The sequence below is a fragment of the Virgibacillus sp. LDC-1 genome (assembly GCF_030137545.1).
Classification (GTDB): domain Bacteria; phylum Bacillota; class Bacilli; order Bacillales; family Amphibacillaceae; genus LDC-1.
Map to the genome: position 1 here is coordinate 147,332 of NZ_JARUVL010000003.1, position 13,151 is coordinate 160,482.

15 protein-coding genes, 1 pseudogene and 2 other annotated features are annotated in these 13,151 nt (G+C 35.7%); of the genes and pseudogenes, 2 read left to right on the top strand and 14 right to left on the bottom strand.

All coding sequences use genetic code 11. The annotated features are described in order from the left end of the window. Positions 1–46 precede the first annotated feature (46 nt). The 3 genes and pseudogenes from QBK89_RS04320 to dut all read right to left on the bottom strand — a co-directional run. A complete protein-coding gene (locus QBK89_RS04320; protein WP_284139792.1) occupies positions 47–427 on the bottom strand; it encodes a VOC family protein in 381 nt (126 codons plus the stop codon). 229 nt (positions 428–656) lie between these two features. Further along, positions 657–1,742, bottom strand: a complete 1,086-nt coding sequence (locus QBK89_RS04325) for a M42 family metallopeptidase (protein ID WP_284139793.1) — start codon at positions 1,740–1,742, stop codon at positions 657–659. 152 nt (positions 1,743–1,894) lie between these two features. Next, positions 1,895–2,338: pseudogene (dut, locus tag QBK89_RS04330) on the bottom strand (dUTP diphosphatase); the annotation flags it as partial. A gap of 180 nt (positions 2,339–2,518) precedes the next feature. Here dut and QBK89_RS04335 point away from each other — a divergent pair. Continuing rightward, entirely contained in the window at positions 2,519–2,923 is a 405-nt protein-coding gene (locus tag QBK89_RS04335; protein ID WP_349774620.1) for a sigma-w pathway protein ysdB, read from the top strand. Positions 2,924–3,362: 439 nt separating this feature from the next. Next, a complete protein-coding gene (locus tag QBK89_RS04340; protein ID WP_284139795.1) occupies positions 3,363–3,674 on the top strand; it encodes a hypothetical protein in 312 nt (103 codons plus the stop codon). A 200-nt stretch (positions 3,675–3,874) separates the two neighbouring features. On the opposite strand, the gene QBK89_RS04345 is transcribed toward QBK89_RS04340, so the two are convergent. From QBK89_RS04345 to QBK89_RS04395, 11 genes are all read right to left on the bottom strand, one after another. After that, positions 3,875–4,447, bottom strand: a complete 573-nt coding sequence (locus QBK89_RS04345) for a TVP38/TMEM64 family protein (RefSeq protein WP_284139796.1) — start codon at positions 4,445–4,447, stop codon at positions 3,875–3,877. Positions 4,448–4,557: 110 nt separating this feature from the next. Next, the gene (locus QBK89_RS04350; protein ID WP_284139797.1) at positions 4,558–4,827 is read right to left on the bottom strand and encodes a DUF1294 domain-containing protein; all 270 of its coding nucleotides are present in this window, start codon (positions 4,825–4,827) and stop codon (positions 4,558–4,560) included. A 74-nt stretch (positions 4,828–4,901) separates the two neighbouring features. Continuing rightward, complete coding sequence (gene rplT / locus QBK89_RS04355; RefSeq protein ID WP_284139798.1) at positions 4,902–5,258, bottom strand: 50S ribosomal protein L20; 357 nt, start codon at positions 5,256–5,258, stop codon at positions 4,902–4,904. A 59-nt stretch (positions 5,259–5,317) separates the two neighbouring features. Beyond that, entirely contained in the window at positions 5,318–5,515 is a 198-nt protein-coding gene (rpmI, locus tag QBK89_RS04360) for a 50S ribosomal protein L35 (RefSeq protein ID WP_284139799.1), read from the bottom strand. A gap of 29 nt (positions 5,516–5,544) precedes the next feature. Beyond that, positions 5,545–6,048 (bottom strand): translation initiation factor IF-3, encoded by a 504-nt coding sequence (gene infC, locus QBK89_RS04365; RefSeq protein ID WP_284139890.1) that lies wholly within the window; start codon positions 6,046–6,048, stop codon positions 5,545–5,547. Positions 6,049–6,100: 52 nt separating this feature from the next. After that, positions 6,101–6,229, bottom strand: a sequence feature (ribosomal protein L20 leader region). A gap of 100 nt (positions 6,230–6,329) precedes the next feature. Then, positions 6,330–8,273: a threonine--tRNA ligase gene (gene thrS, locus QBK89_RS04370; RefSeq protein ID WP_284139800.1), complete on the bottom strand. Its 1,944-nt coding sequence runs from the start codon at positions 8,271–8,273 to the stop codon at positions 6,330–6,332. Between the two features lie 96 nt (positions 8,274–8,369). After that, positions 8,370–8,598: a binding site (T-box leader), on the bottom strand. Positions 8,599–8,660: 62 nt separating this feature from the next. After that, positions 8,661–9,512, bottom strand: a complete 852-nt coding sequence (ytxC, locus tag QBK89_RS04375; RefSeq protein WP_284139801.1) for a putative sporulation protein YtxC — start codon at positions 9,510–9,512, stop codon at positions 8,661–8,663. A 205-nt stretch (positions 9,513–9,717) separates the two neighbouring features. Further along, positions 9,718–10,644 (bottom strand): primosomal protein DnaI, encoded by a 927-nt coding sequence (gene dnaI, locus QBK89_RS04380; RefSeq protein WP_284139802.1) that lies wholly within the window; start codon positions 10,642–10,644, stop codon positions 9,718–9,720. Positions 10,645–10,664: 20 nt separating this feature from the next. Beyond that, positions 10,665–12,026 (bottom strand): replication initiation and membrane attachment family protein, encoded by a 1,362-nt coding sequence (locus QBK89_RS04385; RefSeq protein WP_284139803.1) that lies wholly within the window; start codon positions 12,024–12,026, stop codon positions 10,665–10,667. Between the two features lie 39 nt (positions 12,027–12,065). Continuing rightward, entirely contained in the window at positions 12,066–12,530 is a 465-nt protein-coding gene (gene nrdR / locus QBK89_RS04390; RefSeq protein ID WP_284139804.1) for a transcriptional regulator NrdR, read from the bottom strand. 40 nt (positions 12,531–12,570) lie between these two features. After that, entirely contained in the window at positions 12,571–12,954 is a 384-nt protein-coding gene (locus QBK89_RS04395) for a cytosolic protein (RefSeq protein ID WP_284139805.1), read from the bottom strand. Positions 12,955–13,151 lie beyond the last annotated feature (197 nt).

The window sequence follows — 13,151 nt, forward strand, 5'->3', positions numbered from 1 at the left end:
CTCTTCCTTCATAATAATGGGATATATTTCACTTCTTTAATTGCTTTTACCTTCGTTCCATAACAGCAAAATAGTTTTCTTCATCATCTGCAAAATTAAAAACTCTTCCTGAAGGCATATTTACTATATCACCTACTGTAATATGTTTACCGATTAATTCGTTCCGCATCTGTTCAATATCTTCTGAGAAAAACATCAAGGAAGGTGTATCAAGATTTAAGCCTGGTGACATTTTAGCAACCATTTCTTTGTTATGAAGGATAATTGTTGTTTCTGCATTTTCCGAAGGGGCAATTTCAATCCACCTCATTCCTTGACTATTATTTTCTTCCGCAATTACACTAAATCCTAGTTTCTCAGTCCAAAAACGAACGGCCTCATCTTGGTTTTTCACATACAACATAATCTGACCAACTTTATAAATCATTGGCTGTTCTCCTCCTTATTATTAGAGTAAACATAACAATCAACATTTGCTTTTACTCAATAACCTTTTTTCACCTCCGACTTCGATTTATTTCCAGATGCAGCGATCATATGTTCTTTTTTTATTTTACATTGATTTCTTAATATTTTCAATAATAAAAAAGGATAATATGTCCGAGACCGAAACATATTATCCTCTAATATATTTTAAAAAAGTTAGTCGCTTAAAATTAAGCTAAAATTATTTCTTTCACTTTATCATGATCGAGCTGCTTAATCACTTCTACAATCAACTTCACCGCATTTTCAAAATCATCACGATGCAAAATAGCGGCATGAGAATGAATATACCTTGTTGCAATCGTAATAGATAAGGATGGAACGCCGTTTGCTGTTAAATGAATGGAACCAGAATCCGTGCCACCACCAGCAATGGATGTGTATTGGTATGGAATATCATGCTTATCTGCTGTTTCAACGACAAGATCACGTAAGCCTTTATGTGAGATCATCGAAGCATCATAAAGAACGAGCTGAGGTCCCTTTCCAAGCTTTGAGTCAGCCTCATGATCAGATATTCCTGGTGTATCTCCTGCTATGCCTACATCTACACCAAAGCCAATGTCTGGTTGAATTAAATGAGCGGACGTACGTGCCCCACGGAGACCAACCTCTTCTTGAATGGTTCCTACACCATAGACGATATTCGGGTGGTCAGCGTCCTTTAATTGTTTTAATACTTCAATAGCTATTGCACAGCCGATTCGATTATCCCATGCCTTAGCTAATAGCATTTTTTCATTTTTCATTTGTGTGAATTCAAAATATGGAACAATTGAATCACCAGGCTTCACACCAAACTCCGCTGCTTCCTCTTTACTTGAAGCTCCAATATCAATAAACATATCTTTAATGTCTACTGGCTTTTTACGTGCTTCTGCGGATAAAATATGAGGTGGCTTCGAGCCAATCACTCCAGTGACATCTCCCTCACTCGTCATGATAGTTACACGTTGTGCAAGCATCACCTGGCTCCACCAGCCGCCAATAGTTTGAAAATAAATAAAGCCTTTATCGTCAATCCGTGTCACCATGAAACCAATTTCATCTAAATGCCCGGCCACCATAATCTTAGGGCCATCTTCTTTTCCAGTCTTTTTCGCTACAAGACTCCCAAGATTGTCGGTATACACTTCGTCTGCATAAGGACGAATATAGTGATCCATCACCTTTCTTGCTTCCTGCTCATTTCCAGAAATCCCTTTTGCATCCGTTAAATCTTTCAGCATTGTTAATGTTTCATCTAATTTAGCCATATGTATGATGACCTCCTTTTCATTCTATGATTAATATTATAGCTGTTTTATTTCGATTCACAAAGTATTTAATTGTTTTTGACTAGCTATTACTATTCTAAACAAGTGAACATGCTATTATAATCGTTTACGATTTCTATTATTCATAAACGTTATTTTCCAGATGAACCGAAGCCGCCTATTCCTCTATCCGTTTTAGACAAGCCATCTGATTGTATCAAATTCACTTTTAAGACGGGGGCGATTATCATTTGTGCAATTCGCATATGCTTTGTTACTTTAAAATCCGTTTTTCCATGGTTGATTAAGATAATTTTTATTTCACCGCGATATCCTTCATCAATAGTGCCCGGACTATTTAGAACAGTTATTGAATGTTTTAATGCTAATCCGCTTCGTGGTCTAATTTGCGCTTCTGTCCCTTTTGGTAATTCGATTTGTATTCCTGTATTTACTAACTCGACCTCTCCTGCTTTGATTATTTTCTCTTCGATTGAAAATAAATCTAAACCAGCGTCCCCTTCATTTGCTCGATATGGTAGCTTTGCATCTTCATGTACTAAATTAATTTTTACATTATATTCCATGTCTATCCCCTTTTCTTGTAAGCTGCATTATTCTAGATCGTATGCTGCTTTCAAAGCAAACGTCTTCCCTTTAATCTATTTTTCTATGCACATAATATCATTTTACCATTGTTTTTTTATAAAAGTGAAACCTCTATTTGCTTTGATACGTATAAAGAGTACTAACTTGCAGCAAGGAGACGTGTGGAAATGATGGTGGTTGTGTTATTTCGTATTCTAATAATCATATCACTTCTCATATTAATTTATACGGGAATTCAATATTATCGTAATCCGAAGAGGCGGTTGCACATAGCGCAAAGTACAAATGAATTCTTTTTGCTAGATGATCCAACAAACAGTAAAAAGAATCTTCACTTTGTTTATAAAGGGTGCTTATTTGAAGGTGAAAAATATTTAGGCACAACAGAAAATTCATTTGAAGTCGTAAATATTCAAGTCATTGTTAACAATCCACTACAATTAAAAGGATTAACACGTGAGGATCTGTACTTTTTGGAAGAAGAGCTATTAATTCGCTATCCTTTCGCAAAGATTAATTGGAAACATCCAATTAATCAACTATTGTTAAAACAAATTGAAAAAGAGCAGTAACTATGTTCACTTTTGTCAATAAAAAAGACGCATCCCTTTATTGTGAGTAGTTCCGTATTTGTGGAGAAGCACAGTAAATAGCATGTGAATTCGAATAGCTTGTCCCATAATAAATAGCAGACCTATTTATGTTGATACATCAACATTTCAAGTGAAAAAATCCAAAGATAACACTGTAACTAGCACCCCTAAAAGCATATTGACAATGGATAATGTTAACATGCGCTAGAGGGTGTCATTTTACTTGTTATTTGGCATAGAATTTTTATCCAAAAACTTCAAGGGCTTTATTTGATTACATAGTAAAATATAGTTAAATTAAGAAAAATTAGTTCTTCAACTATCGGGCAAGTTAGCTGAAGAGGAAAAGGGGGAGAAAAAGACGCTTAAAAAATGGATTACCTTCATAGCATTCGTCTTAATAATAGTTGGAGGTTCATTGTACTACGTATATTTATTTACACCTAAGGACTCACTGGAACTGTATCAAGAATTGACATTCGCAGAAAGTTTTGAGGAAGTACAAAAACATATGTTAGATGGGTATGAGGATAATTTTACAGAAGAAGACTTTCATTATATTCAAAATAACTCCGCAGATTGGATAGGGCAGTTTACGATATTTGATTATAGGGGTAAGTCCTATGTAGTGATGACTACTCCAGGAACGGAGCGACTAAAAATCCTTGCGGTAGAGGAATTACCAGAGGAAGTGAGGGTGTTCTTTTCGGAACTATCCGAATTTAACTAAAGGGGCTTCCGTTTTACAAGTACATTATATTAAAGATGAAAAAGCTTGAGAGCTATAAAAATTCCCTCAAGCTTCTTGTTTGCTATTTGTATTCTTTTTTGCCTAACTATTTATGCTACGTAATCATATGTTATTTGGATTACGTTTTTAGATTTTCTCCACGATATTGGAACTACTTCCCTATATTGAGATGCGTTTTTTTAAGTTGTTGCTTCAAAAAACTCTCTCCATTTAATGCTGATTTCTTTTCGACGGAGCAAATATATAAGTGGTAACAATGCCATTAATACGGAGACAATATAAAGAGGAGACAAATTCGATAGCCATTGACCTAAAGAAGTATAGATGAATGCCAGTGGTATATTTGATAGGAAAGAGAATTTTGTATACTCTTTGAAGCTAGCAGTTATTTCAATTAAACATAATGAAAGTAAATGAAAATGTATAAACGGAATTAACCGCAATAAAGCAATTTGGGATGTAGTTAATTCGGCGTGTTTGCCAATTAATTTTCTTCGTAAAACAAGCAGTTTTTGGGATGTTCCTGGCATTCGCTGAACGATTATATAAAATAAAATACTTGAAAGGGTTATTCCAATCAATGAATAAAAGGTTCCTGCTATCGCACCAAACAATATCCCCCCTGATACACAAATAAAAACAACTGGCAAGAAAAATAACGGTCGAAGCAGGTGAAAGCTAATAAATAGAATAGGTGCAAACAATCCGCCGGTTTCCAAAAAAGCCATCATATAATTGCGAAACAGTTCCATGATGCTCCTCCCTCTATATGAAGTCGTTCACTTCACACCTCCTCCTATACACCTATATGACAGAAGACGAGCGATTATGACAGCTATTTAGGTTACTATATTCTTCATAATTATAAGACACGACTCATATAAATAACAACACCGATATGGATGAGAAGAAGAAACGGTATGCCAATCGTAAACTTCGTGTGTCTTGTTTTGTGATGAAAGAAACGCATCCCACTCCATACCCCAACACCTCCACCTAATAAAACAAGTGTTAACAATTGTTGTTCTGGAATCCGCCATTTATGCTTTTTCGCTTTTTCCTTATCTACTCCCATTAAAACAAATCCTAAAACATTCAAACTAAGATAATACAAAATTATAATTGTTGTCATAGTCAGTTCTCCCCTGTCAAAAAACTAGAAAAGCCAAACCTGTTATTTTCTCCAGATTTGGCCCCACATTGTCATTATTTAAGTGCTGCTTTTGCTTTTTCTGCTAATTGAGAAAATGCTTTTTCATCATGAATTGCAAGATCTGAAAGCATTTTACGATTGATTTCAATTCCTGCTAGCTTTAAACCGTGCATAAGCTTATTATAAGAAAGGTCATTCATACGTGCTGCCGCATTAATACGCGCAATCCAAAGCTTACGGAATTCACGTTTTTTCTGTTTGCGGTCACGATATGCATACTGACCTGATTTAATTACTTGTTGTTTTGCTGTTTTAAATAACGTTCTTTTTGAACCATAATAACCTTTTGCAAGTTTTAATACACGTTTACGACGTTGACGTGTAACTGTTCCACCTTTAACACGTGGCATAATAATTCCCTCCTAAATTACAATCTGTATCATTAATGTTTTTTTCATTGAATTAGTGCTTACTTGTATGGAAGCATTGTTTTAATACGTTTGAAATCTCCTGAAGATACGATAGACGCTTTACGAAGCTTGCGCTTTTGCTTTTGAGATTTATGAGCAAACATATGACTTGTATATGCGTGTGAACGTTTTAGTTTTCCTGAACCTGTCTTTTTAAAGCGTTTTTGAGACCCTTTATGGGTTTTCATTTTTGGCATATTGTTTTCCTCCTCATTAAAACATTAAATTATTTTTCAACTATAGGAGCCAACATAATAAACATATTACGGCCTTCCATTTTTGCCTTTGACTCAACAGTTGCGATATCTTTTACTTCTTCTGCTAAACGATCCAATACTTCCTGTCCAAGCTCTTTATGCGTAATCGCGCGTCCACGGAAACGAACTGCTGCTTTTACCTTATCTCCCTTTTCAAGGAACTTACGAGCATTTTTCAATTTCGTATTGAAATCATGTTCACCAATACCTGGTGTAAATCGTACTTCTTTTACATTAATAATTTTTTGTTTTTTACGAGCTTCTTTGTCTTTCTTTTGTTGCTCATAACGAAACTTTCCATAGTCCATGATTCGACAAACAGGTGGTTTTGCAGTCGGAGCAACTAAAACGAGATCAAGATTCCGTTTTTGTGCAATCTCCAGTGCATCCTGACGAGATTTCACGCCAAGCTGATCACCATTTGAGTCGATTAGACGTACTTCCCGAGCACGTATTTTGTCATTGACATTCATATCTTTGCTAATAGCCAGCCACCTCCAAATAATAATTAACACCGATCCTATGACAAGTAAAAAAGTGCAGGTACAAAATTGCACCCACACTTCTCCATAATTGTATATGTTAAAGAAAATAAAACCAGTCAACAGCAACATGCGTTGAACAGGTGAGAAGCGGGTGCTTCTACTTGTCTCAGATCTTATATAATTTATTCAACTTATACATCATAGCATACGAATTCTGCTTCGTCAACTGCGCTTTAGAAATTCATTGTACTGTTCTAATCTTTTCAGAACTATTTTCTTAACGTACGCTTTTCTATTTCTTCCACAATCAAATCCTCAAAAGCATGATATGCCATTGTATCAGATTGCTTTTCACCATATCTTCTCGCATTTACTGACTTATCCTGCATTTCGTTATCACCAACAACTAAAGAAAAAGGTATTTTTTCTGTTTGTGCTTCGCGAATTTTATAGCCGATTTTTTCATCTCGTTCGTCGACACTAACTCGAATTCCTTGGAATTGAAGCTTTTCTGCTACCTCTTTTGCATAATCTAAATGAATTTGAGGTGAAACAGGAATAACTTTTACTTGCACAGGTGCAAGCCAAGTCGGAAATGCACCTTTGTACTCTTCAAGTAAAAAGGCAACAAAGCGTTCCATCGTTGAGACAACTCCGCGATGAATAACAACCGGGCGATGCTCTTTACCATCCTCGCCAATATACGTTAAATCAAACCGTTCTGGCAACTGATAATCAAGCTGAACAGTAGAAAGTGTCTCATCTTTTCCTAACGCTGTTTTTACTTGGACATCAAGCTTAGGTCCATAGAATGCAGCCTCTCCTTCTGCTTCCACATATGGTAGGTTCATTTCTTCCATTGTTTCCTTTAACATTGCTTGTGCTTTTTCCCACATTTCATCATTATCAATATATTTTTCTTTATCATTCGGGTCACGATAGGAAAGACGGAAGTAATAATCCTTAATGCCAAAATCCTTATAAACATGCTGAACAAGGTTTACAACGCGAATAAATTCTTCCTTCATTTGATCTGGACGAGCAAATATGTGCGCATCATTCAATGTCATCGCACGCACACGTTGTAAGCCTGCTAAAGCACCAGACATCTCATAACGGTGCATCATTCCTAATTCAGCTATGCGAATAGGCAATTCTCGATAGCTATGCAGTTGATTTTTATACACCATCATATGATGTGGACAGTTCATGGGTCTTAGCACAAGGTCCTCGTTATCCATTTGCATTTCAGGGAACATATCGTCTTGATAATGATCCCAATGGCCACTTGTTTTATACAGCTCCACACTGCCTAATACAGGAGTATACACGTGATCATAGCCTAATCGTTCTTCCAAATCGACAATATAGCGTTCTATAATACGACGAATGGTTGCTCCTTTCGGAAGCCACATTGGTAGCCCTTGGCCAACCTTTTGATTTACCGTAAAGATTTCCAATTCTTTCCCAAGCTTACGGTGATCGCGTTCCTTCCGTTCTTCTAATATACGCAAATACTCATCTACCTGACTTGGCTTTTCAAACGCTGTTCCGTAGATTCGTTGCAGTTGTTTATTATTACTATCCCCACGCCAGTATGCACCAGATATGCTTAATAACTTAAATGCTTTAATTTTACTGGTTGATGGCACATGGACACCACGACAAAGGTCAAAAAACTCTCCTTGCTTATAAATAGTTACCTGTTCATCTTCTGGAATAGCATCGATTAATTCAAGCTTGAGCGGATCTTCAATATCTTGAAACATTTGCTTTGCTACTTCACGGGATACCTCAATCCGTTCAATTTCAAGATTTTCATCAATAATCCGCTTCATCTCTTTTTCAATCTTTGGTAGGTCCTCTGGAGTAATGGAATGCTCCATATCCATGTCATAATAAAATCCTTCTTCTATTACAGGACCTACTCCAAAATTCACCTCTTTGTATAAACGACGAATCGCTTGCGCTAATAAATGGGCAGTAGAGTGCCGCATTACTTCAATGCCTTCCTCATCCTTATACGTAATAATTTCTAGCTTTCCACCCTTGTCTAGCTTTCTTCGTAAGTCAACAAGCTGCCCGTCTAACTTGATAGCCAGGGCTTGTTTTTTTAGTCCTGGGGAAATAGATGCTGCTACCTCTTCTCCAGTAATTCCTTGTGGATACTGCTTTTCTGCACCATCTGGAAATATGAGTTTAATTTCTGCCATGTTCTACACTCCTTCTTATTTTTTGATCTATTCGTATTCCTTTCATAAACAGAGAAAAGCATAAAAATTAAAAAACGCCCATCCCTCTGCTTAAAGCAAAGGGACGAGCGTTGGTCACGTGGTTCCACCCTATTTCCCGCAAACAGCTTTCGATGCTTACGGCTTTATCTCCTTAACGCAGAGATGACGCTACTATTTACTCTTTCGTTCAACAGTAGAGTTCAGAGGTGGTAATCATTTGCTGGGTAGCGGAAGCTTTCAGCCTTGACTTCCGTCTCTAAACTACGCAGAGACCAAACGATTTCGTCCTCATCATTACTTGTTTTTCATTTACAATGAAATATAAAATTTATTATAGCCTGAACACGCTTTAAAATCAAGGTATATTTATTGATTTTTCAATTGAATTGGGAATGGAAAATCATGATATGGTACAAATTCGACTTTTTCCTGAAAAACATTAATAACGGTCATTGTTTTCGGTTCTGATGGATGGTCTCCATAGATTTTAATTTTATTAGGAGAAAGTGCTATTAATGGCGCTAAATTAAATTCGTCTCCATCCAAACCAACAATGTATAATGGCTCCTTCTTCATAATGGATCGGAGCTCATTTTCTGAAAAACGTTTTCCATCCTTTTTAAAAAATAGAAATGAACTTCCTTGTAAAACATGTATTATTGGATAGCGTGTTTCTTTTTTTAAAATATATTCACGAAGTGTGTTAATAAATTCTTGATGCTCCTCCTCTCGTTTAAATTCATCAATTGCTACACCGACCAAATGAATTAATTGATCACGAAAAGCACGAAGTCGAAAATTAACAATGGAATCATAATGAACAGTAGTATTATTTTTTATATTGGCAATAAATAGGGACAACAGCAAGCGTTTGGAATCTTTCTCATCTTGCATCCACTTCCGATCAATATCTTCACCAGAAAAAATCCATTGTGTTAAATCCATTATTCGTTCAATTTCAATTGCATCTGAATAATAATAACAATCTGTAATAATCGTGTTAATCAATTTTGTTAAACGATGTTCTACAAATACATCTGTCATTGCCTTTGCGATTGCATTTACCATTTCATGCTCGGTTAATTGATACGCAATTTGCAGTCGATTCCCCCAATCTTCGTCGGTTTTCCAATGCAATTCAATCCGCTTACTATAATGAAATAAATACTCACAAAAGCTTATAACCTCTTCATTTGACTCAAAATAAAGCTCCAGCAAACCTACATCACCCTCATCCAAACCAAACTGTTACATTATATGGACATGGTCTTAAAAAAATGTATGGTCTGCTAAAACTAGCAATTATAGTTTTCTTTCTTTCCACTTTGTATCCATTCGCCAAAGCTAGTGAATAGTAATTTCCTATCCTTTTCTAATGGCCACCAAAAAAGACTAGAGAAAATTTCAACTCTAGTCTTTATTATTAAGATCGTCGGTTCTTTCCGAATACAGGAACTTCTGTACTAACTTGACGAATGCGTTCAATTATCCTTCCAGCCTTTACTGTTTCAATCCCATTCCTTGTTGTTGATAGAAGTTCCTCTAGCTGCTCCATACTATAATTAGCTGTAAAAAATACAGGGAGTCGTTCCATCATTCGATATTGTAAAATAGAACCAAGTATTTCATCGCGGAACCAAGCAGATTGCATTTCAGCACCGATATCATCCAACATAAGTACATCTACTTTTTTAAAAAGATCAATTTTTCTATTTAAAGAATCGTCCTTTAAAGAGGCTTTCATCTCTCTAGCTAGCTCTGGCATATAGATCATCATAGATGAAATGTGAAACGTTTTAAGCAAATTAGCCACAGCACCTAAGAAATAGGATTTTCCGACACCAAACGGCCCGTAAAAATAAAGGCCTTTTTGTGGAATACCATCCTTTGCCTGCATCATAAATTTATTAATCTCTACTATTGCCGCACTTCGATTTGGATCCTCGTCAATTTGATTATAATTTGCCTCCAAAATATCCTTTGGCATATACAAGCTCTGAATAAGCTTTTGCTGATTAATTTCTTTCTCATATACAACCCGGTGATGGCACTTTTCATAGGACAAATGAATTTCATTATTCAATACGTCCAAAACAGGTGAATATCCTTTTAACATATTTTTACACGAGCCTAAGGAAGAACAATCTTTACATTGTTTTGTCTGTGTTTTATATTCATACAGCTTAATTAGATTTTTATCTATCTCTCGTCGTGTAAGGTCGGGATATGTAGAAAGAAATGCCTTAATTTCAGGATCCTGTAGCACCTCTTGCTTTATTTTTTCATAGTTTTCCTTAAAATTACCATTTGATTGCATCCACTTTTTAAGTGCTGATTGGACTGGTTCCATCACATTCACCCTTAAAAAAATTATTTATTTTGCTCTCTAGCAAACTTTTCTAGGAAATTAGCCATCGCTTGTTTTTCCTTTGCCACATCAATCGAATTCGAAGCAACGGGAGAGGCTTGTTGCTTTTTCCGATCCTTAAACCAATCAGGCACAACTTCTTTTTTCTCTGTATTATATGTGCGTCCTCGATACGGTTGTTTCGTTTTTGTTCCATTCTGATTCTGATAGCGTTGCTTTTCTTTTTTAGCAAATGCCATTGCTTCCTTCGCTGACGTTAAGTTAGCTCTTGACCAATGACTAGCAATTTTTTCTAAATACGCTTTTGAGAGCTTCATATTTGACTGTAATAAAACATAATGTATCAAAACATTCATTACCGGCGCAGGTAATCCTTGCGCTACCATCACTTCTCGAATCACTTTCATATCTTGCTCTGAAGCACGGTTTCCACTTGATAAATCAGCCAATAACTGTTTCGGTGAAATATGCTCCAGCTCATGAATAAGCTGTTCTTCTTTCGTTGTCGGCTTTTCTACTTGTTGATCAGGACGACTTTTCTCTATTTTTCGCATTAATTGTACAGATGAACCATGATTTTTTCCATTAAACAAATCATGACAAGCTTGCTTAAATTCTTCTGTATCTAGTTCATTCTCCTCTGTTAATGCCCATAGAACTGATTTTTCTATCTCCATCGGCTCTAAATCATATAAAACCATCATTTGCTGCATAATCCGTTTGTTATATCCGGTTAATACACGCTTAGTAGGAATCATCCGTTGCTTCAGCATTTGTTCTATCCAACTAAAATCCAATTCAATAAGTTCAGGTCCTTGCTTTTCATCATTATTAGAAATTGGAACAATATTTTCCATCGTAGGTGAGTAGGTTTGGTAGACATCATTAAATGAAGCTGTTATGTTTCTTGCTGATGACAAAGGCAACGTTTTTTTAGAAAAGCGGTGTCGTAACGATGTATATTTTTGTTCGCCTATATGATGATATAGAAGCTGTGAAAGCATAGCATCTTGAAAAAAACGTTCTGGAGCAAACGGAGGCTGAAGCATGTATATGTAAGTTGTTTGCTTCTCATCCTTATCCTCGTACGTTTTTAAAAGACCAATTCCTTCAAGCTTAAGTCTAGCTTCATATATTTCATCCAATGGGATATTTAAATAATTCATCAATGTATGATGGGTTTGAGCATCTGCTTCATCTTGTAATGCTTCATCGTGCATTAATGTTTGATAGAGCATGATTGCTTGCATTCCAATTAACGGCTGATAAAGATGGGTCAATGATATGGCATAATTAACAGGAAAACTCCCGTTTGAACAAATATAGTACCCATCGATCGGTAATATTTTACCAATATAGTTCATATAACCCTTCCTTTATCTAAAAGTAATTCAATCGTTTTTTTATTTTTCTTTATCTGAATTAATTAAATCCTTTAATTCATCTAGAAATACACTTAAATCTTTAAACTGTCGGTATACAGAAGCAAACCGGACATAGGCTACTTCATCCACTTCTGATAATCTTTCCATTACCATTTCCCCGATTTCCTTGCTATCTATTTCAGATGCCCCTGTGTTTCGCAATTCTTTCTCAACATCAAGTGCTATAGTTTCAATGGTTTCCATGGAAACTGGACGTTTTTCACAAGCTTTAATTAAACCGCGGATAAGCTTTTCTCTACTAAATTCTTGTCGCGCACCTTCTTTTTTAACTACAATTAATGGTACTTCTTCTAAACGTTCAAATGTAGTAAAGCGGAATCCACATTCCTCGCATTCTCGTCTTCTTCGAATGGCACGTCCTTCTTCAATAGGGCGTGAATCCAAAACCTTAGAATTTTTATTATGGCAATTTGCACATCTCAATTGCTTCACCCCCACAGTTATCCAGTGATCGATTAAATAATTAATTATTTAGTAATGGTAGTTCATTATTCAATTGTTCATAAAGTTGAGTGATTAGTCTTGCACTATAACCAAAATCAATGGGAAGTACAGATTCTGTTGTCACAGAAAAATCAACCGCTGTTCGAAATGGACGCACCATAATAACCGTCGCAACGATAAACGCTTTTTTTCCTTTTTTAACATGAACACTTATCTCTCCATGTTCTTCCGAAATCGCATTTATCTCGTATAACGAATTATCTTGAAACAATCCCTTAACAGCATCCATCGCCTTGTCTTTATTTGATTTATAATACCTCGTTTGAAGCTGATTATCCCAATGCGTATCATTTGTCTCCGCATGATTATTCATATATTTTGATAGTTTATCTCGTAAGGACAATTTATTCAACCCCGTCATCATATCATAATTAATAGAAAAAAATGTATCACATGTGTCTATTTATGACGAAAAAATGTATTCATTTTATTTTAACATGTTTTTTTAATTTCCCCTAGTATATGTATAAAAAAGCAGTTGTTCGATTATATCTGCATACAGATAATCAAACAACTGCCTATCTTCATGTTCAAAATCGA